The sequence below is a fragment of the Streptomyces sp. NPDC013457 genome (assembly GCF_043089925.1).
GTDB lineage: Bacteria > Actinomycetota > Actinomycetes > Streptomycetales > Streptomycetaceae > Streptomyces.
Genome location: NZ_JBICBL010000010.1, coordinates 137,102 through 162,669, shown reverse-complemented (window position 1 = coordinate 162,669; position 25,568 = coordinate 137,102). Strand labels below are relative to the sequence as shown.

Annotated in this window: 17 protein-coding genes; 8 read left to right on the top strand and 9 right to left on the bottom strand. The window is 72.0% G+C overall.

Translation table 11 applies throughout. The features are described 5' to 3' along the window. Nucleotides 1–39: 39 nt before the first annotated feature. From ACF1G2_RS26520 to ACF1G2_RS26505, 4 genes are all read right to left on the bottom strand, one after another. Nucleotides 40–1,428 (bottom strand): aspartate ammonia-lyase, encoded by a 1,389-nt coding sequence (locus ACF1G2_RS26520; protein ID WP_391800668.1) that lies wholly within the window; start codon nt 1,426–1,428, stop codon nt 40–42. A gap of 96 nt (nt 1,429–1,524) precedes the next feature. After that, entirely contained in the window at nt 1,525–1,725 is a 201-nt protein-coding gene (locus ACF1G2_RS26515) for a hypothetical protein (RefSeq protein WP_391800667.1), read from the bottom strand. Nucleotides 1,726–1,996: 271 nt separating this feature from the next. Continuing rightward, on the bottom strand, nt 1,997–2,674 hold the full coding sequence (locus ACF1G2_RS26510; RefSeq protein WP_391800666.1) for a response regulator: 678 nt from the start codon (nt 2,672–2,674) through the stop codon (nt 1,997–1,999). Beyond that, on the bottom strand, nt 2,671–3,933 hold the full coding sequence (locus tag ACF1G2_RS26505; RefSeq protein WP_391800665.1) for a sensor histidine kinase: 1,263 nt from the start codon (nt 3,931–3,933) through the stop codon (nt 2,671–2,673). The genes ACF1G2_RS26510 and ACF1G2_RS26505 overlap by 4 nt, the downstream gene beginning before the upstream one ends. A 325-nt stretch (nt 3,934–4,258) precedes the next feature. Between ACF1G2_RS26505 and ACF1G2_RS26500 the strand changes: the two genes are divergently transcribed. Further along, a complete protein-coding gene (locus ACF1G2_RS26500; RefSeq protein WP_391800664.1) occupies nt 4,259–6,424 on the top strand; it encodes an MMPL family transporter in 2,166 nt (721 codons plus the stop codon). A 373-nt stretch (nt 6,425–6,797) separates the two neighbouring features. On the opposite strand, the gene ACF1G2_RS26495 is transcribed toward ACF1G2_RS26500, so the two are convergent. Next, the gene (locus ACF1G2_RS26495; RefSeq protein WP_391800663.1) at nt 6,798–7,217 is read right to left on the bottom strand and encodes a YjbQ family protein; all 420 of its coding nucleotides are present in this window, start codon (nt 7,215–7,217) and stop codon (nt 6,798–6,800) included. A gap of 94 nt (nt 7,218–7,311) precedes the next feature. Here ACF1G2_RS26495 and ACF1G2_RS26490 point away from each other — a divergent pair, with 94 nt between their 5' ends. Then, a complete protein-coding gene (locus tag ACF1G2_RS26490) occupies nt 7,312–8,418 on the top strand; it encodes an NAD(P)-binding domain-containing protein (RefSeq protein WP_391800662.1) in 1,107 nt (368 codons plus the stop codon). Nucleotides 8,419–8,495: 77 nt separating this feature from the next. Here the strand turns inward: ACF1G2_RS26490 and mltG are convergent, their stop codons facing one another. Further along, nucleotides 8,496–9,368, bottom strand: coding sequence for an endolytic transglycosylase MltG (gene mltG / locus ACF1G2_RS26485; RefSeq protein ID WP_391800661.1), 873 nt, complete (start codon nt 9,366–9,368; stop codon nt 8,496–8,498). A gap of 320 nt (nt 9,369–9,688) precedes the next feature. Continuing rightward, the gene (locus ACF1G2_RS26480) at nt 9,689–11,524 is read right to left on the bottom strand and encodes an ABC transporter ATP-binding protein (RefSeq protein WP_391800660.1); all 1,836 of its coding nucleotides are present in this window, start codon (nt 11,522–11,524) and stop codon (nt 9,689–9,691) included. A 96-nt stretch (nt 11,525–11,620) separates the two neighbouring features. On the opposite strand from ACF1G2_RS26480, the gene ACF1G2_RS26475 reads away from it, so the two are divergent. The 3 genes from ACF1G2_RS26475 to ACF1G2_RS26465 all read left to right on the top strand — a co-directional run bounded on the left by ACF1G2_RS26475 (nt 11,621) and on the right by ACF1G2_RS26465 (nt 16,657). After that, nucleotides 11,621–12,064 (top strand): MarR family transcriptional regulator, encoded by a 444-nt coding sequence (locus ACF1G2_RS26475; protein WP_352190974.1) that lies wholly within the window; start codon nt 11,621–11,623, stop codon nt 12,062–12,064. Nucleotides 12,065–12,100: 36 nt separating this feature from the next. Further along, nucleotides 12,101–15,028, top strand: coding sequence for an FAD-binding and (Fe-S)-binding domain-containing protein (locus ACF1G2_RS26470; RefSeq protein WP_391800659.1), 2,928 nt, complete (start codon nt 12,101–12,103; stop codon nt 15,026–15,028). Between the two features lie 213 nt (nt 15,029–15,241). Continuing rightward, nucleotides 15,242–16,657, top strand: a complete 1,416-nt coding sequence (locus ACF1G2_RS26465; protein ID WP_391800658.1) for a Gfo/Idh/MocA family protein — start codon at nt 15,242–15,244, stop codon at nt 16,655–16,657. A 25-nt stretch (nt 16,658–16,682) separates the two neighbouring features. Here ACF1G2_RS26465 and ACF1G2_RS26460 read toward each other — a convergent pair whose 3' ends face one another. After that, entirely contained in the window at nt 16,683–18,311 is a 1,629-nt protein-coding gene (locus tag ACF1G2_RS26460) for a peptide-N4-asparagine amidase (protein ID WP_391800657.1), read from the bottom strand. 168 nt (nt 18,312–18,479) lie between these two features. Between ACF1G2_RS26460 and ACF1G2_RS26455 the strand changes: the two genes are divergently transcribed. Together ACF1G2_RS26455 and ACF1G2_RS26450 are read left to right on the top strand one after the other, a co-directional pair. Then, nucleotides 18,480–20,288, top strand: coding sequence for an ABC transporter transmembrane domain-containing protein (locus ACF1G2_RS26455; RefSeq protein ID WP_391800656.1), 1,809 nt, complete (start codon nt 18,480–18,482; stop codon nt 20,286–20,288). Further along, a complete protein-coding gene (locus ACF1G2_RS26450; protein WP_391800655.1) occupies nt 20,285–22,066 on the top strand; it encodes an ABC transporter ATP-binding protein in 1,782 nt (593 codons plus the stop codon). The genes ACF1G2_RS26455 and ACF1G2_RS26450 overlap by 4 nt, the downstream gene beginning before the upstream one ends. Nucleotides 22,067–22,116: 50 nt before the next feature. Here the strand turns inward: ACF1G2_RS26450 and ACF1G2_RS26445 are convergent, their stop codons facing one another. Continuing rightward, on the bottom strand, nt 22,117–22,908 hold the full coding sequence (locus ACF1G2_RS26445) for a metal-dependent hydrolase (protein WP_383297180.1): 792 nt from the start codon (nt 22,906–22,908) through the stop codon (nt 22,117–22,119). Nucleotides 22,909–22,979: 71 nt separating this feature from the next. Between ACF1G2_RS26445 and ACF1G2_RS26440 the strand changes: the two genes are divergently transcribed. Beyond that, nucleotides 22,980–25,553 (top strand): DEAD/DEAH box helicase, encoded by a 2,574-nt coding sequence (locus ACF1G2_RS26440; protein ID WP_391800654.1) that lies wholly within the window; start codon nt 22,980–22,982, stop codon nt 25,551–25,553. The last annotated feature ends 15 nt before the right edge of the window (nt 25,554–25,568 follow it).

The window sequence follows — 25,568 nt, the reverse complement described above, 5'->3', positions numbered from 1 at the left end:
GCGGAAACCCCGCACCGCGCATGTCGCCCCCGGCCGGGCTCAGCTCGGCCGGGCCAGACGCAACGGATCGAGCAGCTCGTCGAGTTCGCCGTCGGTGAGCAGCCCGTCGCGGGCCGCCAGCTGCCGGACGGGAACCCCCGTCGCCCGGCACTCCCGGGCGAGGGCCGTGGACCGCTGGTAGCCGATCACCGGGTTCAGCGCGGTGGCGAGGCCGGCGCTCCTCTCCACCAGACCGCGCAGGCGCTCCTCGTCGGCCTCGATGCCGGCGACGCAACGCTCGGCCAGGAGCCGGCAGGCGGCGTCGAGCCGGTTCGCGGAGTTGAGCAGGTGGTGGACCATCAGGGGCTCGAAGGCGTTCAGCTGGAGCTGACCCGCCTGGGCCGCCGCGCAGACAGCGGCGTCCGCGCCGAGGACGTCGAAGCAGACCTGGTTCACGGCCTCGGGCATCACCGGATTGACCTTGCCCGGCATGATGCTCGACCCGGCCTGGAGTTCCGGCAGCCGAATCTCGCCGAGCCCCGCCCCCGGGCCCGAGGCCAGCAGCCTGAGGTCGTTGCAGATCTTGGACAGCCGCACGGCGAACTGACGAAGGGCGCCGGAGAGCCGGACGAACCCTCCCACTCCCTGCGTGCTCTCCACCAGGTCACGGGCGGGACGGACCGGCACGGACGCGACGGTTTCGAGGTGGCTGACGGCCAGACGGGCGAAGCCCTCGTCCGCGTTGAGGCCGGTGCCGATCGCCGTGCCGCCCAGGTTCACCTCGAGGAGGGAAGCGGCGGCAAGGCGGACGAGGTCGGCGTCGTCCCGTACGGTGAGGGCGAACGCGTCGAACTCCCGGCCCAGCGTCATCGGCACGGCGTCCTGCAACTGGGTACGCCCGAGCTTCACCGACTTCGCGAAGCGCCCTCCCTGGTCGCCGAAGGCGTCGCGCAGCACGCTCATCGCGTCGAGCAGCCGGCCCGTGGAGGCGTACACCGCCAGCTTGGCCGCCGTGGGATACACGTCGTTGGTGCTCTGGGACCGGTTCACGTCGTCATTCGGGTGCAGGTGCTGGTAGTCGCCGCGCGGGTGCCCCAGGATCTCGAGCGCCCGGTTGGCGATGACCTCGTTGGCGTTCATGTTCGCCGAGGTGCCCGCGCCGCCCTGGAAGACGTCCACGACGAACTGGTCGTGGAGGCGGCCCGCACGGATCTCCCGGCACGCCGCCACGACGGCCCGGGCGCGTTCCCCGGGAAGAGTTCCCAGCTCCAAGTGGGCCAGCGCGGCCGCCTCCTTCACCGCGGCGAGCGCCACGACGAGTTCGGGATGCGACGAGAGGGGGATGCCGGTGAGGGGGAAGTTCTCCTGCGCGCGCAGGGTGTGGATGCCCCAGTACACGTCCTCCGGCACTTCCCGCACACCAATGAGATCACGCTCTTCGCGTCGCATGTCGTCCCTCGCTCTCGGTACGGGCGACTCGCGCCACCCAAGAAGAAGTATCAGGCATTACGGATTGGGCACGCAACAGCTTGTTCGAATCATCTATTACGGTACGGACAACCGGCTGGTCGGGCGCCGAGCCGTACGGGGGCACCCTGCGTAGGCGCCTCGGACGAGACGTTCACCGGAGTGGTCCGGCTTGCCGTTGCAGAGCTGGTCGGAGACGTCCACTTTGACCCGCGACAGCCGGCGTACTCCGGGCAGGCCCTTTCCGCAGCCGTCGTACGCCCGGTCGATCTCGTCCATGGTGGTACCGCGCCTCTCGCTCCCGTTTCACCGGAGCGTGAGGAGAATCGGCGGCCACACCCAGGACGGTCTCGACGGGCTCGGTCAGCCCAGGAAGCTCAACCGGACCTGGCGCTCCGGGTTGTCCTTGTCGTGTCCGCCGACCTCCGTCGAGGCAACCCTCGGACTGGCTGTGAGAACGCGCTGTTCGGCGTGGCGTGCAGGTGGGCGCGAAGATGGGCGGAGACGGTGCGGCTCGCGTCGGCGAACCGTTCTGTCCCGGCCCGGTGGCTCATGCCTCCCGTCGTGCCGTCACCAGGCCCGTCTCGTACGCGGCGATGACCGCTTGGGCCCGGTCGCGGACCCGGAGCTTCGCGAAGAGGCCGGTGATGTGGTTCTTCACGGTAGAGGCGCTCACTCCGAGGCGGTCGGCGATCTCCGTGTTGTCCGAGCCCCCGGCGATCAGCCGCCACACCTCCCGCTCGCGCGGGGTGAGCCCCTCGGTGTCGGAGGGCGCAGGGTGCGCCGTCAGGTGGCCGGGGGCCGTGACGTGCGTGGAGATGAGCCGGGTCAGGAGCCGCGGGGCGAGAATCGCCTCCCCGTCGCGGACGACGTGCAGGGCGGTCACGAGATCCTCGGGCGAGATGTCCTTGGGCAGGAAGCCGCACGCCCCGGCCCTCAGGGCGCCCACGACGTGCTCGTCCATGTCGAAGGTGCTCAGGGCCAGGACCCGGCAGCCCGGCAGTTCGGCGGTGAGCCGTTCGGTGGCGGCGATGCCGTCCAGAACCGGCATACGGATGTCCATGATGACCACGTCGGGTCGGTACTCGTGCGCGAGGCGGACCGCCTCGGCACCGTCCGGGGCCTCGGCGACGACCTCGAAACCCGGTTCGGGGGCGAGCATCAGGGCGAGGCCGCGGCGGACGAGGGGCTGGTCGTCGGCGATGAGGACCTTCACGGTCTCGCTCACGCGTACGCCTCCTGACAGTCGGTGGGCAGGGGCAGTCGGGCGCGGACGGCGAACCCCCCGCCCTCCGGCCCGGTCTGCAGGGTGCCGCCGTGGAGGGCGACGCGTTCACGCATCCCCACGAGCCCGTAGCCCGATCCGCGCGCGACGGGACGGCCGGGACGCGGACCGCCGTCGGTGACGGCGACCCGCACCTCGCGGGCCTCGAAGGCGAGCCGCACGTCGACGTGGGTGCCGTCGCCCGCGTGCCTGCGGGCGTTGGTGAGTGCCTCCTGGACGATGCGGAAGACGGTGAGCGCTACACCGGGCGGAAGCGAGCACGGGTCACCGTCGGTGGTGAGGGTGGTGGGGAGGCCCGCGCGGCGACTGTCCTCGACGATGCGGTCGAGGTCGCCGATGCCCGGCTGCGGTGCGGTCGACTCGCCCTCGTCGCCCTCGTCGCCGGCCCGCAGCACGTCGAGCAGGTGGCGCATCTCGCGCAGGGCGGTGCGACCGGAGCCTTCAAGGGTGACGAGTGCCTCGCGGGCCGTGTCCGGGGACCGGTCGAGGTTGGCCCGGGCCCCTCCGGCGAGCAGCTGCATCGTGGTCAGGTGGTGGGCGACGATGTCGTGCAGCTCCCGGGCGATGCGACGCCGTTCGTCGGAGACGGACCGCTCGGCGAGCAACCGCCGCTGGGTCTCGGCGTTGCGTTGCCAGCGGCCGACGGTGACGGCGGCGCCCACCACGAACAGCGCGGACGCGACATTGGCGGCGAACTCAGTCAGGGACGGCGCGGGGAGTCCCGGGTGGACGAACTGGAGCACCGCGACGCAGCCGGCCACCGCCACCGCGCCGACCGCGGCGTTGTGGTGACGTACGGCCGTGTAGAGGGCGACGACGGTGGCGGCTCCGTAGTGCTGACCCAGGGAGCTGAACCAGTTGAGCGACAGGTTGACCGCGAGGACGCACGCGAGAACGCCAAGGGGTGCTTGACGGCGTGCCAGGAGGAACAGCGCGGCGACGACCACGACCAGGCACCCGGCCACGGGCACGTGGCCCTGGTCCATCTGGCTGGTGATGGTGAAGCCCACGAGATCGAGGGCCGCGGCGCCGGCGGCGACGAGTCCGTCGTGCTGACTCCACAGCCCCCGCGCACCGTGCCGGCTCTCCGTCCCGGCCCCACGGGGACGCGTCCCCGTCACGCGGCCCGGAAGCCCGGCTCCGGACTCGCCCGCCCCGTCCCGTGACCGGCCGGGGCGCGATTCGTCCGCGCGCCGTTCCATCTCCGCCCCCCGTGCGCATCAACGTTTCCTTCAGGCCGCCGCAGCGGCCCGATGACCTGCGGTTCGTCCGCCGAGTCTCCCATGGTGCCGGTGCGGCGCGGACATGGCGTCGGGCTCCGGCGGGAGCGGGGGCTGGGAGCAGGCTCCCAGAGGCCCGACGGTTCGGGGCCGTGCTCCCAGCGGGTTTCTCGTCCGCTGCTCCGAGGTGCGGGCCCGGCGCCGCTGATGTGCTGGGCATGTGCCGGGACCGCCCGGCGCGGGGGGCCGTCTCGGACGTCCACGGTCTCGTGGCCCCCGTTCACCCGTACCCTTCCGGAGGCTTTCCGTGATCCGTGCCCTGACCGGATTCTCGACCCGCAGACCATGGCGGGTCATCGCCGTGTGGGCGGTGGTCGGCGTCTTCGTGGCGATCATGGGCCAGGCGCTCGTCTTCCGCGTCACGCACACCGACAGCGCCGATTTCCTGCCCCAGGAATACGACGCGGCCGCGGCGCTGCGGATCGCCCGGGAGGAGTTCGGCGCGGAGCCTGACGCCGACGCCGTGACGGTGCTTGTGGCCCGGCGCGACGGCAAGCCGCTGAAGGACGCGGACAAGAAGCGAGTACAGGACGTGGCGCGTGAACTGAGCGCCACGCGCGTGGAGATGCCGTGGACGGACGAGCAGATACCGGGGCTCTCCGAGGACTACTCCCAGGTACCCGGCGTCGCACCGGCGATGACCGCTCCCGACGGGTCGTTCGCCCTGCTCGGCGCACGGCTGCGGGGCAACTCCACCGACCCTGGTATGCACTCCCTGTACCGGGCCTTCCAGAACCGTGCCCAGCAGGAGTTCGACGAAGCCGGGCTGCGCACGGGGTTCACCGGGGGCCTGGCGGACGTGGTGGACCGCGCCGACGCGGAGAAGACCACGCAGACGGTGGTCGGTCTGGCGATGGTCGGTCTGATCGTGCTGATCAACGTACTCGTGTTCCGCAGTGTCCTGGCCGCGATCGTCCCGCTGATCGCGGTGTCCGTGGTGGGCGGCGCCGCCGCCGGCACGGTCGTGGGAGCGGCCCTGCTGACCGGTTTCGACCTGGACCCGGGCACCCCGAGCATGATCGGGACCGTCCTGATCGGCATCGGCGTCGACTACTTCCTCTTCCTCCTGTTCCGTTTCCGTGAGGAACTGCGACGCCGACCGGAGGAGGACCACCGCCTGGTCGCCGCGGACGTGGCCGGACGGGTGGGCACCGCGGTGACCTCGGCGGCACTGACGATCGTGGCGGCCTTCGCGACGCTCGGCGTGGCGACGTTCGGCCAGTTCCGGGTACTCGGTCCCTCGGTGGCGGTGTCGGTGCTGGTGATGCTGGTGGCGAGCCTGACCCTGATGCCGGCGCTGCTGGCGGTGACCGGGCGGAAGATGTTCTGGCCGTCGCGGACTCTCGCGAAGGCCGAGCGGACCGGGCCGGCGGGCCGTACCGGCGAGCTGGTGGCGCGCCGTCCACTGCCGGTGCTCGTCGCGTCGGTCGCCCTTCTCGGCTCGCTCGCGGTCGGCGTGGCGGGCGTCCGCATGGACTTCGGCACCGGCGGCACCCCGCGCGACACGGCTGCCGCCGCGACGGCGCGGGAGATCGCCGGCGCCCTGCCGCCGGGGGTGTCCGACCCGACGACGGTGTACGTCACAGCCGACGACGGACGGACCCTGGACCCCGCCGGGCTGGACGTCCTGCACCGGGCCCTGTCCAAGGCGGCCGGAGTGGGCACGGTGGCGGCCCCCGTGCTCGACGCCGACGGCACCGCCGCCCGGCTGGACGCCTACCTGACCGTGGACGCCCAGTCGCAGCACGCCCGGGACATCGTGGCGGGGCCCCTGCGCCAGGCCGTACGGGAAGCGACGCCTGCCGGACTGACCGCGCACGTGGGCGGCACGGCGGCCGTGTTCGCCGATGTGGCGACTGCGGTCGACCGAGACCTGCGTACGGTGTTCCCGGTGGCCGCGGCACTGATCGCGCTGATCCTGATGGTGCTGCTGCGCAGCCTGGCGGCCCCGGTTGTGCTGATGCTCGCGGTCGGCCTGTGCTTCGCGGCGACGTTCGGCGCCTCCGCCCTGGTCTTCCAGCACATCGGCGGGGAGCCGGGCGTGAACTTCGTCCTGCCGTTGGTGCTGTTCCTGTTCGTCGTGGCGCTGGGCACCGACTACAACATCCTCATCAGCGACCGCCTGCGCGAGGAGATGGCGCGTGGGGGCCCGGCCCGCGCCGCCGTGTCCCGCGCTGTACGGCACACGGCGCCGGCCATCGCCACGGCCGGCGCGGTCCTCGCCGCCTCCTTCGGCAGCCTCGCGGTGAACGCCGAACCCTCCACCCGTCAGCTGGGCTTCGCCACGGCCCTGGGCATTCTGCTGTCCGCCTTCGTCCTGTCGCTCCTGCTGGTCCCGGCTGCCGCGGCACTGCTGGGCCGGGGAATGTGGTGGCCGGTGCGCGGAGCACGAGGCCGGCGGGACGAGACCTGACCCACGGCCCGGCGCCGAGCCGGGCCCCTCCGCTGCTCCACGAGGCGATCCGGAGAACGTGGCCCCGACACCGATGCCGCCCCGTTTCCGCCCGGGACGGTTCGAGCGGCCGTCGCGAGCCCGTGCCGGCGTCCCGTGGTGCGAACGGAAGCCAGCGCTGGCACGCGGACCTCAGCGGTCGCCGGCGTCCACACGGGTACGGTCGTCAGTCATCGTCCCCCCGGGTTCTCCGGCAGGAGCCTCCGCCTGACGTCACCCACGAGCGGCGCACGGTCGCCATCCGCGGATCACAGCCCCCGGCATCGGGCGCGCGGACGGGCCCCCACCGGCTGACCGGCAGCGACTCCCCCGACCCGATCGCGCCGCAGCCGGTTCAGCCCAGGAAGCTCAAGCGCACCTGGCGCTCCGGGTTGTCCTTGTTGGTGTCCACCAGGCAGATCGACTGCCAGGTGCCCAGTTCCAGACGTCCCGCGATCACCGGGAGCGTCACATGGGGTGGGACCAGGGCCGGGAGGACGTGGTCGCGGCCGTGGCCCGGGGAGCCGTGGCGGTGCTGCCAGCGGTCGTCGGCCGGGAGGAGGTGGTGGAGCGCCGTCAGGAGGTCGCTGTCGCTTCCCGCGCCCGTCTCGAGGATCGCCAGGCCGGCCGTGGCGTGGGGGACGAAGAGGTTCAGGAGGCCGTCGCTGCCCGGGGCCGTCTGCGTGAGGAAGTCCGTACAGGCCTTGGTGAGGTCGGTGACCGTCTCCGTGCCGCCGGTGGTGAGCGTGAGCACGCGGGTGGTGAAGGTGGACATGAGGCCATCCTGCCGGTCATGGGGCGGGATCGCGCCTCCACGCTCCGCCGGGCCTGTCGGGAAGAACCCCGGCCGCTCGCCGGTTGGTGGAATCGTGAACGATTTCGGGGTGGAGAGCAGCGGGCAGGGCGTCCGGGACGTCGACGTGGTCGTGATCGGCGCCGGGCAGGCGGGGCTCTCCGCCGCCTATCACCTGCGCCGCACGGGTCTCGTGCCCGATCGCGACTTCGTCGTCCTCGACCACGCCCCGCGCCCCGGCGGCGCGTGGCAGTTCCGCTGGCCCTCGCTCACGTACGGCAAGGTCCACGGGATGCACGCGCTGCCCGGGATGGAACTGACCGGCGCGGACGGGCGCCGGCCGTCGTCCGAGGTGATCGGCGAGTACTTCACGGCGTACGAGGAGCGTTTCGACCTGCGCGTCCACCGGCCGGTGGAGGTGAGCGCCGTCCGCGAGGGCGAGGGCGGGCGACTGCTGGTGGAGACCTCGGAGGGGACGTACGCGACCCGCGCCCTGATCAACGCGACCGGCACCTGGGACCGGCCCTTCTGGCCGCGCTACCAGGGCCAGGAGACCTTCCGGGGCCGTCAGCTGCACACCGCGGACTACCCCGGCCCCGAGGAGTTCGCCGGCCTGCGGGTGATCGTGGTCGGTGGCGGGGCCTCGGGTACGCAGCATCTGATGGAGATCGCCGAGGTCGCGGCCGGGACGACCTGGGTGACCCGGCGCGAGCCCGTCTACCGCGAGGGGCCGTTCGGCGAGATGCAGGGCCGCGCGGCGGTCGCGCTGGTCGAGGAGCGGGTACGGCGCGGGCTGCCGCCGCAGAGCGTCGTCTCCGTCACCGGGCTCCCGCTCACCGACGCGATCCGCGACGCACGGGAGCGCGGCGTCCTGGACCGCAACCCGATGTTCGACCGGATCACGCCGACCGGGGTGGCCTGGGCGGACGGCCGGACCGTCGACGCCGACGTGATCCTCTGGGCGACCGGCTTCCGCGCCGCCATCGACCACCTCGCGCCGCTCAGGCTCCGCGAGCCGGGTGGCGGCATCCGGGTGGAGGGCACGCGGGCGGTACGGGACGAGCGCGTCCACCTCGTGGGCTACGGGCCCTCGGCCTCGACGATCGGAGCCAACCGGGCCGGGCGCGCCGCCGTCGCCGAGATCCGGCGCCTCCTGGAACGGGAGCCCGTCGCGGCCCGGTAGCTCAACCCGGCCCAGCCGGGTGGACGGGTCGGCCGGTTCGGCCGGGCCGGCCAGGGCACGGGCGGCGGAAGTCCAGGTCAGCCTGTCGTGGCCGCGCGGCGGTTGGCGTTGAACTCCTCGACGTTCGCCTGGTGTTCGGCGTAGTCGGCGGTGAACCGGGTGTCCCCCGGCTTCACGGTCACGAAGTAGAGCCAGTCGCCCTTGGCGGGCTGGATCGCCGCCGCCATCGCCTGCTCGCCCGGGTTGCCGATCGGGGTCGGCGGCAGCCCGGGGCGCTCGTAGGTGTTGAACGGGCTGTCGATCTTGGTGTCGGCGTGGGTGGTGTCGACGGTGGAACGCCCCATGGCGTAGTTCAGCGTGGAGTCCATCTGGAGCGCCATGCCCTGGGCGAGCCGGTTGTAGACGACGCGGGCGACCTTGCCCATGTCCTCGCCGGTGTCGGCCTCCGCCTGCACGATGCTGGCGATGATCACCGTCTGGTGCACGCTCACCTTGTTGCGCTGGGCCCCGGCGGTGATGTGGTCGGCGCCGAAGCGTTTCCCCGCCGTCTGGACCATGTACCGGAGCAGGCTCTCCGGGGTCGTCGCGGCGGCCACCGGGTACGTCGCCGGGAAGAGATACCCCTCGGGGTTCCCCTGGGCGGCGGCGGGCAGCCCGAGGGCCGTGGCCGGGGCGTCCGCGACGTTGCGGGTGGTGCCTTCGGCGAGGCCCAGGGAGCGGTCGACCGCCGCGTACACCTGGCCCGCCCGCCAGCCTTCGGGGACGAGCAGGGTCCGCCGCTTCTCGGGTACGGGGACGGGCGGACGCCCGTCGTCGCCGAGCAGGAGCAGGGGGACGGCGATCGCCGCGGCCACGACGAGGGCCGCACCGCTCAGGAGCAGGGCGAGCCGGCCGCGGCGGGTGAGCCGGGAGCGGCGACGGTGTTCGGGCTGCCAGGACCGGTACGTCATGGGCGCACGCTAACCCGCGCCGCAGTCGAAACCGGGGAGCCCGCACATGCGGCGGCGCCGCCGGTCCCCTGGGACGGGGAACCGACGGCGCCGCTTTCCTGCCGGGCGTGAGGGTCAGACGAGCCAGCCCAGGAAGTGGAAGACGCCGGCGAGCAGGTTGGTGATGACGTTCATGGTGGTGCGTTCTCCTTGTGCAGGTACAGCGTGGGACGTCTGTACGACATCCGCGGGACAGTGCGCGGTGACGGTCTGCAGCCCGTCGCTTGCGCACCGTAATCATCTGCTGTCACACGGGAGTTGGGCAACGGAATCGGGAACGATCACACGTTCTGGGGAACAACCGATCCCGCGTTCGTGTGTTCGTCACGGCGCACGAGCGCTGCGTACCGGCCGTCGCGCGCGAGGAGTTCCTCGTGGGTGCCACGCTCGGCGATCCGGCCGGCCTCGAGGACCATGATCTGATCCGCGTCCCGGACGGTGGAGAGCCGGTGGGCGATGGTGATGGTGGTCCGTCCGGCGGAGAGGGCGTCTATCGCCTGCTGCACCGCGTGTTCGGTACGGGTGTCCAGCGCGCTGGTCGCCTCGTCGAGGATGAGCACCGGCGGGTCGCGCAGGATGGTCCGGGCGATGGCGAGGCGCTGCTTCTCGCCGCCCGAGAAGCGGTAGCCGCGCTCGCCGACGAGGGTGTCGTACCCCTCGGGCAGGCCGGCGATGTGGTCGTCGATCTGCGCGGCGCGGGCGGCGGCGCGGATCTCCTCGTCCGTGGCGTCGGGTTTGGCGAAGCGCAGGTTGTCGGCGACGGAGGCGTGGAAGAGGTACGTCTCCTGGGAGACCACGCCGACGGCCCGGGCGAGGCTGTCGAAGTCGAGGTCGCGGACGTCGACGCCGTCGATCAGGACCCTGCCGCCGGTCACGTCGTAGAGCCGGGGCACCAGATAGCTGAGCGTGGACTTGCCGGACCCGGTCGGTCCGACGACGGCGAGGCTCCCGCCGGCCGGGACGGTCAGGTCGATGGAGTCGAGCGTCGGACGGCCGGGACCCTCGGGGTCGTAGCGGAAGTCGACGTTCTCGAACGTCACCTCGCCGCTGATCTTCTCCAGGCGGACCGGGTCCGCGGGCTCGGTGATGTCGACGGGGAGGTCGAGATACTCGAAGATCCGCTGGAAGAGGGCGAGGGAGGTCTGCATCTGGACGCCGGTGGACAGCAGGCTCACGGCCGGCCGGAACAGGCCCTGCTGGAGCGAGACGAAGGCGACGAGGGTGCCCAGCGAGATGGCCGGGCCTCCGGCCTGGAGGGCGAAGCCCGCGGCCCAGTAGATCAGCGCGGGCATGGCGGCCATGACGATGCCTATCGTCGACATCCGCCAGCGTCCGGCCATGGAGGAGCGTACTTCGAGGTCGACGAGACGCTCGGACTCCTCGGCGAAGGACTTGGTCAGCGAGTCGGAGCGGCCCATGGTGCGGCCGAGCAGGATGCCGCTGACGGAGAGCGACTCGGTGACGGTCGCGGCCATGACGGCCATCTGCTTCTGCCGCTGCGTGGTGATCTTCTTACGCTCGCGGCCGACGCGGCGGCTGATCCATACGAAGAGCGGCAGCAGGAGCAGCGAGACGACGGTGAGCCGCCAGTCGAGCGCGAGCATCGCCACGACGGTGGCGACCACGGCGGTGAGGTTCGAGACGAGGGAGGTGGCGGTCGAGGTGACCGTCGCCTGCATGCCGCCGATGTCGTTGGCGATCCGGGACTGGACCTCGCCCGTGCGCGTCCGGGTGAAGAAGGCGAGCGGCATCCGCTGCAGCTGGGCGTAGACCGCGGTCCGCAGATCATGCATGACCCGCTGGCCGACGGTGGTGGAGATGAGGGTCTGGAGCACGCCGAAGACGCTCGTCATGACGGCGGTGACGATCATGCCGAGGGCGAGCAGGCTCAGCAGCCCTGTACGGCCCTGCGGGATCGCGGTGTCCAGGATCTCCTTGAGAAGGAACGGCGACGCCACCGTCACCAGGGACGAGGCGCCGACGAGCAGGCCGACGACGGCGAGCCGGCCGCGATAGGGCCGGAAGAGCCGCAGGATGCGCCGCGTCTGGGCGGGCTCCTTCGGCTGCGCGGGATCGCGCGGTGGGGGTGTCCATTCGGACTCTTCATGGTGACGCATGGGCTCCTACGAGGGGTGTGAGCAGTCAAGTCGATCAGAGCATAGCTCACTGTTACCTATACTCACAATGAACAAGGTCCTGATATCGTCTCCCCCATGAACACGCCCGACGCCGACGGCCTTCTCGCCGAGCAGCTGCTGCGCCTCACCCGACGGCTGCAGCGCAGCCAGAAGCGGCTGCTCGAGCCGGTCGGGATCACCCCCGCGCAGTCCCGGCTGCTGCGCACGGTCGCGCACTACGAGCACCCGCCCCGGATGGCCGATCTCGCCGAGCGCCTGGAGGTCGTCCCCCGCGCGGTCACGAGTCTCGTGGACGGTCTGGAGGCCGCCGGACGGGTCCGCCGCGTCCCGGATCCGACGAACCGACGGGTGGTCAGGATCGAGCTCACGGACGACGGACGCGAGACGCTCCGCGCGTTGCGGAGCGCGCGCAGGGCCGCCGCAGAGGACATCCTTGCTCCATTGACCGTCGATCAGCGCGAGGTGCTCGGAGGTCTGCTGTCCGCTCTGGTCGACCACGTACCGGAGCGCCGCTGCTGACCGCGCGGGCACCGGGGCGCCGAGGGGAGCCGTGACATGCCACTGCTGGAGCCGAACCCACGGGCCCTGCGCGCCGGTACGAAGCGGACTCCTGCCCCCGACCGCGTCCCCGCGCTGCAGTCCCGGGGGACGCCGCGCCTGCTGCGGGAGGAGCTGGTCGCGCTCCTCGGCCCCGAGAAGGTCCTCTCGAAGATCTCCGATCTGGTGCGGTACGCCTCCGACGCGAGCCCCTACCGCTTCGTGCCGCAGGTCGTGGTGGTCGCCCAGGACATCGACGACATCTCCGCCGTCCTCTCCTTCGCCCACGGCAAGGGCCGCGAGGTCGTCTTCCGGGCGGCGGGGACGAGCCTGAACGGGCAGGCGCAGGGGGAGGACATCCTCGTCGACGTACGCCGCCACTGGGCGGGGGTCGAGGTCCTCGACGACGGCGCACGCGCCCGGATCCGCCCCGGCACCACGGTCGCCCGCGCCAACGCCGCCCTCGCCCGTCACGGCCGGATCCTCGGGCCCGACCCCGCGAGCGCCGTCGCCTGCACCATCGGCGGGGTCGTCGCCAACAACGCCTCGGGCATGACGGCCGGGACGACCAGGAACTCGTACCGCACGGTCGCCTCCCTCACGTTCGTGCTGCCGAGCGGCACCGTCGTCGACACCGGCGACCCGAACGCCGACGAGGAGCTCGCGCGCGCCGATCCCCGGCTGTGCACCGGGCTGATGGCGCTGAAGGCGGAGATCGAGGCCGATCCGGAACTGGTCGCCCGGATCCGCGCCAAGTACGCCATCAAGAACACCAACGGCTACCGCCTGGACGCCTTCCTCGACGGTGACACGCCGGTGCGGATCCTGCGCGGACTGATGGTCGGCTCGGAGGGGACGTTCGGCTTCATCTCGGAGGTCGTCTTCGACACGCTGCCGCTGGAGCGGCACGTCTCCACGGCGCTGCTGTTCTTCCCCTCGCTGCCCGCCGCGGCCGCCGCCGTGCCGCGTTTCAACGAGGCGGGAGCCGTCGCGGTCGAGCTGATGGACGGCAACACGCTGCGCGCCTCGGTCCGCGTCTCCGGGGTCCCCGCCGACTGGGCGGAGCTGCCCGGTCGGACGGCGGCGCTGCTCGTGGAGTTCCGCGCCGCGGACCCCGCCGCGCAGGAGGCGTACGAGCGGGCGGCCGCCGAGGTCCTGGCGGGGCTCGAACTCGTCGCGCCGGTCGCCTCGGTGGAGAACGCGTTCACCCGCGACCCGGGCACGATCGCCGGGTACTGGAAGGCCCGCAAGGCGTTCGTGACGGCGGTGGGCGGCTCGCGCCCGTCCGGTACGACGCTGATCACCGAGGACTTCGCCGTGCCGCCGGACCGGCTCGCCGAGGCCTGCGCCGACCTGCTCGACCTGCAGTCGCGGCACGGATTCGACGCGGCCGTGGCCGGTCACGCCGCACACGGCAACCTGCACTTCCTGCTGGCCTTCGACGCCGGCGACCCGCAGGACGTGGCGCGGTACGCCGCGTTCATGGACGAGTTCTGCAAACTGACGGTGGAGAGGTACGACGGCTCGCTCAAGGCCGAGCACGCCACCGGACGCAACATCGCCCCCTTCCTGGAGCTGGAGTGGGGCACGACGGCGACGGAACTGATGTGGCGGACCAAGGAGGTCATCGACCCCGACGGGGTGCTCGCGCCACGGATCGTCCTGGACCGCGATCCGCAGGCCCATCTCCGCGGTCTCAAGACGATCCCGAGGGTGGAGTCGATCGCCGACCCGTGCATCGAGTGCGGCTTCTGCGAACCGACCTGCCCCAGTCAGGACCTGACGACGACTCCGCGCCAGCGCATCGTCCTGCGCCGGGAGATGATGCGGCAGAGCGACGGATCCGCGGTGGAGGCGAGCCTGCTGGACGCCTACGGCTACGACGCCGTGGACACCTGCGCCGGCGACTCCACCTGCAAGCTGGCCTGCCCGGTCGGGATCGACACCGGCGCGCTGATGAAGGAGTTCCGCCATCAGCGGCACTCGCCGCGCGAGGAGCGGATCGCGGCCCTCGCGGCCCGGAACTTCCGTGCCGTGGAGGCGTCGGCCCGCCTCGCCGTCGCGGCGGCCGACCGGATCGGCGACCGCGTCCTGGGTGCGGTGACAGGAGCGGCGCGCAGGGCGGTGCGGCCCGATCTCGTACCGGAGTGGGTGCCGGAGATCCCGGGCGCGGCGGCCCGCCGTCTTCCCCGTACGCACCGCCCGGCGGCGGTGGCCGTCTACTACCCGGCCTGTGTGAACCGGATCTTCGGCGCGCCCAAGGGTGTGCGGGGGCCGTCGCTCCCCGATGCCGTGGTGGCTCTCTCCGGCCGGGCGGGCCGGCCGGTGTGGGTCCCGGACGACGTGGCCGGCACGTGCTGCGCCACGATCTGGCACTCGAAGGGGTACGAACGCGGCAACGAGGTGATGGCCAACCGGATCGTCGAGGCGGCCTGGGGCTGGACGGCGGGCGGGCGGCTGCCCCTGGTGGTGGACGCGTCCTCCTGCACGCTCGGGATCGCGCACGAGGTGGTGCCCTATCTCACCGATGAGAACCGGGAGTTGCACGCTGGACTGACGGTCGTCGACTCGCTCGTGTGGGCGGCGGACGAGCTGCTGCCCCGGCTCGAGGTGCGTCGCACAGTGGGCTCCGCCGTGGTGCATCCGACCTGCTCCATGCGGCATCTGGGGGACGAGGAGCACTTGACGGCGCTGGCGCGGGCCTGCGCCGAGGAGGTCGTCGTACCCGCCGACGCGGGCTGCTGCGCCTTCGCGGGAGACCGCGGCATGCTCCATCCGGAGCTGACGGATTCGGCCACCGCGCGCGAGGCCGCGGAGGTGACGGCGCGTCCGTTCGACGTCCATCTGTCGGCCAATCGGATGTGCGAGATCGGCATGGAGCGGGCGACGGGCCGGAGCTACCAGTCGGTGCTCCTGGCGCTGGAGCGGGCGACACGGCCTGCGTGACGCGATTCTGACGCTCCGTCCGGCCTGACGAGGGTCCCTTACCCCATGTGGGTGAGGGACCCTCGTCGTCCGCATGGTCCGGCGATCCGGAATGGAAGAGTCCAACTACCCGTCACAAGAATCCAATCCGCGCCCTTGCGCACTACCAGCTTCATTGTCAGGGTCCTCAGCGGGATTCATGAGCCAGCCGTGCACACAGCTACTGGAGGTTCCATGAACGACAACGCACCGCAGCCCCCCAGCCGCCGCTCCGTCCTGCGGACCACGGCCGGGGTCGCGGGGGCGGGCATCGGCCTCGGCGCCCTCGGCGCCGGCAACGCCGAAGCCGCCTCCTCCGAGGGGGCCGCGGCCGCCGCGGCGGCCGCCCGGGCCCCGCGGCGCAGAGGTGCCACCATGGCCGGTGTCCCCTTCGGGCGGCGCTCCACGGTCCGGGTCGGCATCGTCGGCCTCGGCAACCGGGGCGGCAGCATGATCGACCTCTTCCTCGCCCTTCCCTGGGTGCGGGTGGTCGCGATCTGCGACCCGGTCAAGGACAAGACGGAGCGCGCCGCCGCCAAGGTCGTCGCCGCCGGACAGCCCTCCCCCGCCGTGTACACGAAGGGCGAGGAGGACTACGAGAACCTCTGCAAGCGCTCGGACCTCGACTTCGTCTACGTGGCGACGCCCTGGGACCTCCACTTCGCGATGGCGCGGGCGGCGATGCTGAACGGCAAGCACGTCGGCGTGGAGTGTCCGGTCGCGATGACCATCGACGACCTGTGGGAGCTGGTCGACCTCTCCGAGCAGACCCGCCGCCACTGCATGCAGCTCGAGAACTGCTGCTACGGCCGCAACGAGATGCGGGTTCTGCGGATGGCCCACGCGGGCAGGTTCGGGGACCTGCTGCACGGGGCGGGGGCGTACAACCACGACCTGCGGGAACTGATGTTCTCGCCGACGTACTACGAGGGTCCCTGGCGCCGGATCTGGCACACCAGGCTGCGTGGCGACCTCTACCCGAATCACGGCTTCGGCCCGGTCGCCAACTACATGGACGTCAACCGGGGCGACAGCGTGGTGAGCATCAGCAGCTTCGGCACCCCGGCGCTGGGCCTCGCCCAGTACCGGGCGGAGCACATGCCTCCGGGCGACCCGAGCTGGAAGGAGACCTACATCGAGAGCGACCGGACGATCAGTCTGGTCCAGACGGCGAAGGGGCGCGTGATCCGGCTGGAGCACGACGTCTCCACCCCGCACCCCTACAGCAGGATCAACAGCCTGGGCGGCACCCGGGGCGTGTTCGAGGACTACCCGGCCCGGATCTATCTGGAGCCGGACCACCAGGGACACCAGTGGGGCGACTTCGACGACTACGCCACGGAGTTCGACCACTGGCTCTGGAAGGAGCACGCCAATCCCCCCGGCGGGCACGGCGGGATGGACTACATCATGATCTACCGGCTGATGCAGACCATGCAGCTCGGCCTCGTCCCCGACTTCGACGTCTACGACGCGGCGGTGTGGACGGCGCCGGTGCCGCTGAGCCACGCCTCGATCAAGGCGAAGGGCGCGCCCCAGCCGATCCCGGACTTCACCCGTGGCGAGTGGAAGAAGTCCCGGTCCGGCGTGGACTCGGTCCGTCCGGCCTAGACCGGACGGACCACCGCGGACCGGCTCAGCAGCGCAGCCTGTCCTCCGTGACCGTGCCCTGTGCCGTCTTCACGCTGCGGTCGTAGCAGCCGTCCGAGCCGTGGAGCCGGTAGCGGTCGGACGTCGTCCCGACCGCGTGCCGCTGATCGCGCGGAACGCCGGTGGTGTATGTGGCATCACCGGCGTACGTGTGGTCCAGGCGCGACCACGAGAGCCGCTTGCCGCCCCGTACGAGCTCGGTCCGGGCGCGGTCACCGAGCGTCAGCACGGTCCGCAGGCGGTCGCCCGCGCCGACCGTCGTCTCGCCGTCCATCGTGTACGTGCGGTGGGTGCGGGTGCTCGCGCGGCCGACGGTCACGGTCTCGTCGTCGGTCCACCGCGCGGTGAGCGCGTCCGGGTTCTCGCCGTCGGCCCAGCGGTGCACGGAGGTGTGCGCCAGGGTCCGTGCGACGGTGGTGTCGACGCGGCCGTGCGAGGTGTTCAGATGGCCGGCGACGGTGAGGCCGTGGCCGCCCTCGGTGTCGAGCCTGTGCGGCGAACCCGGCGTGTGCACGGAGGAGTTGCGCGGCGCGCTCTCCTCGTACCGGTCGACCCCTCCGGTGACCACGGCGCGGCCCTCGTCCTGCCAGAGCAGGATGTTGGCCGGGGTGCTCCAGCCGGTCTGCCCCGCGGGGACACCCGCCACCGACACCTCGACCCGGTGGGCACGGCCGTCGTTCAGGATGCCCGCGAAGGGGGTCAGGTCGTAGACGACCGGCGGGACGTCGAAGGCGCGCGGGCCGGGCGAGACGTACCAGAGGAAGGGGTTGGACCAGCCCCCGGTCCACACGGTCGGGAAGGGGGCGGCGATGCCCGCCGTCCGTCCGTCGACGGAGATCCGGACCTCGCGGTACGGACCGTCGGTCGCCTTGCAGGAGTACGGCGCCGCGTCGGGCACGGTCAGGTACCAGTACTCCTCGCAACCGCCGCCGGAGCCCGTCGCGTACACCTCGGCCAGGATGCGTTCGGTGTTGCGCGGGGTGGTCAGGCTCGTCGAGTCGAGCGGTATCACCCGGTCGGGCGTGTCGGCTGCGGGCTTCACCGCGCCCCGGGCGGTGTGGAAGGTGAGCGTGACCCGGACGTCGATGACGCCGGTGTAGGTCTCGTTCACGACATTGCCGATGAGCATCTCGACGGCCTGCGGGCGGGCGAGGGTGTCGCGGTAGCGGGTGACGTCCTTCTCCACCGACCAGCGGATTCCGTCGGGCGAGGGCTGGGGCGTGGAGGTGCGGAGGATCTCCACGCCGCCGACGGAGACATGACCGAGCCGGTCGTACTGACGCCCCTTCACCTCTCCTTCGAGGCGGAGGACGACCTTGCTCCAGCGGGTGCCGCACTCCTTCGGGGGTGCGTAACTCCCCTGGTACGGCGTGAAATCGCGGAACCGGGCCGCGGCGAGCAGGACCTCGCACGACCGTGTGGGCGGCGTGGCCACCGGCGGTGCGGCGGTCAGCGGGTCGTGCCAGTCACTGCCGAACTCGGCGGGGGGCGGGTCGGCCGGGGCCGCCGCGAACCGCTCGGCGGGAGAGAGTCCGGCGGCCGGGTGGGCCGTGAGCAGGGCGCCGGCGGTCAGGACGAGCCCACCGATCATGCTCATGATCTTCTGATGTCTCATGGGTCGTGAGTGAAGCGCGGGGCGCCGGGCCGGTCCAGAGGGGGTCGTGCGACCTTGGCGCGTTCTGTGCGCCTCTGCGAATAAATCGATTGCAGTCGGCCGTCCCGCGGCGCGAACCTTGCACGGTTTGCGCCACTGGAGCGAAGAGACCGGAAGCCCTGGGACGACATGAAGATTCGCGACCTACCGTATGCCGATCCAGGGGTTCCCGATGTCCGCTCGGGCTCCCGGTTCCTCCTCTGGCTCGGCCGCAACCAACTCGGCGGGCAGGTCGGCTCCCTGCTGTGGGGACTGGTGCTGCAGCTCAGCATCGCCGGTCTGTCGCTCGCGGTCGGACTCGCCGTCCAGGCAGTCGTGGACCGCGACGGCGGGCGGCTCGCGCTCGCGGGCGGCCTGCTCGCCCTGCTCGGCGCCGGCATCGCGGTCGGCGACATGATGCTGCACCGCACCGCCGTCACCAACTGGATCACCGCTGCCGCGCGCGTCCAGCAACTGCTCTCCCGCAAGACCGCCGAGCTGGGCTCCGTCCTGACCCGGCGGGTCGCGGCGGGCGAGGTCGTGGCCGTCTCCACCGGAGACGTCGAGAAGATCGGCTGGTTCGTCGAGGCGCTGTCCCGGTTCGCCGCGGCCGCGGTGACGATGGTCGTGGTCTGCGTGGGCCTCGTCGTCTACCAGCCGGCCCTCGGCGTGGTGGTGGCGGTGGGCCTGCCGGTCCTCGCGCTGGCCGTCCTGCCGCTGCTCCCCCGCGCCACCCGCAGGGCCGACGCCCAGCGGGAGAAGGCGGGCCGGGCCACCGAGCTGGCCTCGGACACCGTCGCCGGACTGCGCGTGCTGCGCGGCATCGGCGGCGAGGAGCTGTTCCTCGCCCGCTACCGGGCCGCCTCGCAGGAGGTCCGGCACGCCGCCGTCCGCAGTGCCCGGATGTGGGCGCTGATCGCGGCCGTGCAGGTCCTCCTGCCGGGTCTGCTCCTCGTGGGCGTGCTCGCGTACGGTGCTCGGCTCGCGCTCGAAGGGCGGATCGCGGTCGGCGAACTGGTCACCGTCTACAGCGCGGTGGCGCTGATGCTGCATCCTCTGCGCCACGTGGAGGAGATCGCCATGGCGTACTCCTTCTCCCGGCCCTCCGCCAAGCGCGCGGCCCGGGTGCTCTCGCTGGCCCGTACCACCACCACGACGGCGGACGATCACGGCACGGCCGAGGGCGATCTGTACGACCCCATGACCGGGCTCCTCGCCCCCGCCGGCCTCCTCACCGCGGTCGTCTGCGGCGACCCGGACGCGGCCGGCAGGCTCGCGGACCGGCTCGGCGGCCACCCCACCGAGGCGGGCGAGGGCCACACCTCGGTCCTCCTCGGCGGAGTGCCGCTGGACGAGCTGGAGCTGGACGCGGCCCGGACCGCCGTGCTGGTCCAGGACAAGGACCCGGTCCTGCTCTCCGGCACGCTCCACGAGCTGCTCGACGTGCCCTCCTCGGGCACGGTCCGGCCCGAGGACGCCCTCGCCGCGGCCCAGTGCGGAGACGTGCTCGACGCGCTCACGCAGGCGTCCGTCGACAGCGGGGGCGACCCGATGAGGACCCGGATCACCGAGCGCGGCCGCTCGCTCTCCGGGGGCCAGCGCCAGCGGCTGGCGCTGGCCCGCTCCCTGGTCACCGACCCGGAGGTGCTGGTCCTCGACGAGCCGACCTCGGCGGTCGACTCCCACACCGAGGCGCGTGTCGCCGCGGGTGTGCGGGCGCTGCGCGAGGGCCGTACGACGGTCGTCCTGGCCTCCTCGCCGCTGCTCCTCGACCGCGCCGACCGGGTGGCGCTCGTCCACGACGGCGAGGTGGTGGCCGTGGGAACGCACCGCGACCTGCTCCGTACCGAACCGCGCTACCGGGCCGTCGTCACCCGCGACACCGACGACGAGCGGAGCGTGGACGCGGGACCGCACGAAGCGAAGCTCGAAGCAGAGCTGGAAGGAGAGTCGGCATGACCGGCCTGGCACCACCCGCCTACGACCCGGGTGCCCCGACGTCGGCGACGACCCTGCCCGTGGGCACGGCCGCGACCGTCCGCGGCTACGTACGCGACCTGCTGACGCGTCACCGCGGGGCGTTCGGGCTGCTCGTCGGCGTCAACGCGGTCGCGGTGACGGCCTCGATGGTGGGTCCGTACCTGCTCGGCTCGCTCGTCGAGCGCCTCTCCGAGGGCGCGCGCGACCTCCATCTGGAGCGCACCGTCGCGCTGTTCGCGCTCGCCCTCGTCGTCCAGACCCTGTTCGTACGGATGGTGCGGCTGCACGGCGCGATGCTGGGCGAGGAGATGCTGGCCGATCTGCGCGAGGACTTCCTCGTCCGGTCGGTCGGGCTGCCGCCGGGAGTCCTCGAACGGGCCGGGACCGGCGACCTGCTGTCGCGTATCACCACGGACATCGACCGGCTGGCCAACGCGATGCGCGAGGCCGTGCCGCAGCTCGCCATCGGCGTGGTCTGGGCGGTTCTGCTGATCGGCGGGCTCGCCGCGACCGCGCCGCCGCTCGCGCTCTCCCTGCTGATCGCCGCACCGCTGCTGATCGCCGGCTGCCGGTGGTACTTCAGGCGGGCCCCCTCGGCGTACCGCTCCGAGGCGGCGGGCTACGCGGCGGTCGCCTCCGCGCTCGCCGAGACCGTCGACGCGGGCCGCACCGTGGAGGCGCACCGCCTCGGCGCCCGCCGGGTCGCGCTCTCCGACCGGCGCATCCGGGAGTGGACGGCGTGGGAACGCTACACACTGGTCCTGCGCTCGGTCCTCTTCCCGGTCATCAACCTCACCCACACGCTGGTGCTCGCGGGTGTCCTGATGCTGGGCGGCGTGTTCGTCCTGCGCGGCTGGATCGACGTGGGCCAGCTGACCACGGGCGCGCTGCTCGCCCAGATGCTGGTCGAGCCGGTCGGGATCATCCTGCGCTGGTACGACGAGCTGCAGGTCGCCCAGGTGTCACTGGCCCGGCTCGTCGGCGTCCGTGACATCGAGCCGGACGCCGGCGACGGGGCGCTGCGCCCCGAGGGCCGGGACGTCCGGGCGGACGAGGTGCGCTTCGGTTACCGCGAGGGCGTCGACGTGCTGCACCGGGTGTCGATGGACGTCGCCCCGGGCACCCGGCTCGCCCTCGTCGGCCCCTCCGGCGCGGGCAAGTCGACGCTCGGCCGGCTGCTCGCGGGGATCTACGCACCGCGGACCGGTTCGGTCACGCTCGGCGCTGCCGAGCTGGCGAAGATGCCCGCCGAGCGCGTCCGGGAGCATGTGGCGCTGGTCAACCAGGAGCACCACGTCTTCGTCGGGTCGCTCCGCGACAACCTGCGGCTCGCGCGGACGGGCGCGGAGGACGCCGAGCTGTGGGCGGCGCTCGGCGCGGTCGACGCGGACGGCTGGGCACGGGGGCTCGACAAGGGCCTCGACACCGAGGTGGGCTCGGGCGGACTCGCGCTCACCCCGGCCCAGGCCCAGCAGATCGCCCTCGCCCGGCTGGTCCTCGCGGACCCGCACACCCTGGTCCTGGACGAGGCGACCTCGCTCCTGGACCCGCGGGCGGCCCGCCATCTGGAACGCTCGCTCGCCCGGGTCCTGGACGGCCGCACGGTCGTCGCGATCGCCCACCGTCTGCACACCGCGCACGACGCGGACGTGATCGCGGTGGTCGAGGAGGGCCGCATCAGCGAGCTGGGCAGCCACGACGAACTGGTGGCGGCGGACGGTGCGTACGCGGCCCTCTGGCGGTCGTGGCACGGCTGACAACGCGGTGGGCCCGCCCCTGAGGGGGCGGGCCCACCGTCGTACGCTTGTCAGAGGTAGCCGAGCGCCGAGGCCCCGCCCACACCGCCGAGCAGCATGAAGGCCGGCATGAGCACCTTCAGCTCCACCCAGCTGCCGGCGCGGAACCGCATCCCCTTCGGCGGCCCGACCGGGTACCAGCGCTTGCGGCCCACCGGGATCGGCCACAGGATCGGGCAGCCCGAGACCGTCAGGGCGTCGCCGATGTCGTGCACCAGGGCGCCCAGGACGATGGGCAGGCCCAGCCAGAGGTATTCCTGCCCGGGGGCGGTGAAGAGCCAGTCCGCGCCGTTGCCCGGCTGGTCGAGGACGCCCGCGAGGATCCAGGCGCTGGTGGCGCCGAGCAGCCAGACCAGGACGTCGCTGGACATCCGGGCCGCCCGCCACAGCAGGCCTTCCACGGCGAGGACGAGGTGGACGAAGAGGATCGCGAGGACGGCCCAGCGGCCGCCGGTGATCGCCAGGACCGAGGCTCCGGCGCCGATGAGGACCGCCCAGAGCCAGGTGTGGGTGAGCGTCCGGTGGCCGCCCGACCGGCGGGGGTCGGCGGTGGAGCGGGTGGCCTTGTAGACGGCGTACGAGAGCTTGTCGACGATCTCGCACAGGCCCTTGGAAATCGGACCGAAGGCCCGCGAGATGGTCGCGGACTTGTGATCGAGGTCGGGGGCGAGCGCCGCGCCCGCGCAGATGAGCGCTCCGACCACGACGACCGGCCACGGCATCGGGTGGCCCGCTGCGGCCGCCGCCGCTCCGACGCCCAGCCAGGCCGCCGCTCCGGACAGCGAGTGCGCCGGTCCCATCATGCTTGTCCCCGCCCCATTCCTCCGGTGCCGGCGCTCAGTTGACGGCCGGTCGACGCGACAGCGTATCGTCCGTGATCTTCGCCCCGACGGCCGGTTCCCTCATCCGGGCGGAATCCAGGCAAGATGGGGGCGTGACCCTTATCGATCAGCTGCCGCCGAACGCCGACCCCGACGCCCTCTTCGAGGCTTTCTCCTCATGGGCGGAGGACCGGGGCATCACGCTCTACCCGGCCCAGGAGGAGGCGCTGATCGAGGTGGTCTCCGGAGCGAACGTGATCTTGTCGACCCCCACCGGGTCGGGAAAGTCCCTGGTCGCGGCGGGGGCGCACTTCGCGGCCCTGGCCAATGACCAGGTGACCTTCTACACCGCGCCGATCAAGGCCCTGGTGTCGGAGAAGTTCTTCGACCTGTGCAAGCTCTTCGGCACCGAGAACGTCGGCATGCTGACCGGCGACGCCTCGGTGAACGCCGACGCGCCCATCATCTGCTGCACGGCGGAGGTGCTGGCCTCGATCGCGCTGCGCGACGGCAAGTACGCCGACATCGGCCAGGTCGTGATGGACGAGTTCCACTTCTACGCGGAGCCGGACCGCGGCTGGGCCTGGCAGATCCCGCTCCTGGAACTGCCGCAGGCACAGTTCGTCCTCATGTCGGCGACGCTCGGCGACGTGTCGATGTTCGAGAAGGACCTCACCCGGCGCACGGGCCGCCCGACCTCGGTGGTCCGCTCGGCGACCCGGCCGGTGCCGCTGTCGTACGAGTACCGGCTCACGCCGATCACGGACACGCTGACCGAGCTCCTGGAGACCAGGCAGGCTCCCGTCTACATCGTCCACTTCACCCAGGCGCAGGCCGTCGAACGCGCACAGTCGCTGATGAGCATCAACATGTGCTCGCGCGAGGAGAAGGACAAGATCGCCGAGCTGATCGGCAACTTCCGCTTCACCACCAAGTTCGGCCAGAACCTCTCGCGTTACGTGCGCCACGGCATCGGTGTGCACCACGCCGGCATGCTGCCGAAGTACCGGCGCCTGGTGGAGAAGCTGGCGCAGGCCGGTCTGCTGAAGGTGATCTGCGGGACGGACACGCTCGGCGTCGGCGTCAACGTGCCGATCCGTACGGTGCTGTTCACGGCGCTGACCAAGTACGACGGAAACCGGGTGCGCACGCTCCGCGCGCGCGAGTTCCACCAGATCGCGGGCCGGGCCGGCCGGGCCGGCTTCGACACGGCCGGTTTCGTGGTGGCACAGGCCCCCGAGCACGTCATCGAGAACGAGAAGGCGCTCGCCAAGGCGGGCGACGACCCGAAGAAGCGCCGCAAGGTGGTGCGCAAGAAGGCTCCGGAGGGCTTCGTCGCCTGGAGCGACACCACCTTCGAGAAGCTGATCGCCGCCGAGCCCGAGCCGCTGACCTCGCGCTTCAAGGTCACCAACATCATGCTGCTCTCGGTGATCGCCCGGCCGGGCAACGCCTTCGAGGCGATGCGCAAGCTCCTGGAGGACAACCACGAGCCCCGCAAGGCCCAGCTGCGGCACATCCGCCGGGCCATCGCCATCTACCGCTCGCTGCTCGACGGCGGTGTGGTGGAGCAGCTGGACACCCCGGACGCCGAGGGCCGCACGATCCGGCTGACGGTCGACCTCCAGCAGGACTTCGCGCTGAACCAGCCGCTGTCGACGTTCGCGCTCGCCGCGTTCGACCTGCTCGACCCCGAATCCCCTTCGTACGCACTGGACATGGTCTCGGTCGTCGAGTCGACGCTCGACGACCCCCGCCAGATCCTGGCCGCCATGCAGAACAAGGCGCGCGGCGAGGCCGTCGGGCGGATGAAGGCCGACGGCGTCGAGTACGAGGAGCGCATGGAGCGGCTCCAGGAGATCTCGTACCCGAAGCCGCTGGAGGAGCTGCTCTGGCACGCGTACAACGTGTACCGGAAGTCCCACCCGTGGGTGGGCGACCACCCGGTCTCGCCGAAGTCCGTCATCCGTGACATGTACGAACGGGCGCTGTCCTTCACGGAGTTCACGTCCTGGTACGAGCTGGCGCGGACCGAGGGCATCGTGCTCCGCTACCTGGCGAGCGCGTACAAGGCGCTGGACCACACGATCCCGGACGACCTGAAGACCGAGGACCTGCAGGATCTGATCGAGTGGCTGGGCGAGATGGTGCGCCAGGTGGACTCCTCGCTCCTCGACGAGTGGGAGCAGCTGGCCAACCCCGAGGTCCAGACGGCCGAGGAGGCGCAGGAGAAGGCCGACCAGGTCAAGCCGGTCACCTCGAACGCCCGCGCCTTCCGGGTCCTGGTCCGCAACGCGATGTTCCGCCGTGTGGAGCTCGCGGCCCTGGACAACGTGGACGCGCTGGGCGAGCTGGACGCCGAGTCGGGCTGGGACGCGGACGCGTGGGGCGAGGCGATGGACGCGTACTGGGACGAGTACGAGGACCTCGGCACCGGCCCCGACGCGCGCGGACCGAAGCTGCTGAGCATCGAGGAGGACCCGGCGCACGGCCTGTGGCGCGTCCGGCAGACCTTCGCCGACCCGAACGGCGACCATGACTGGGGCATCAGCGCGGAGGTGGATCTCGCGGCCTCCGACGAGGAGGGCCGGGCGGTCGTCCGCGTGACGTCCGTGGGACAGCTCTGACGGCTCTGAGGACTG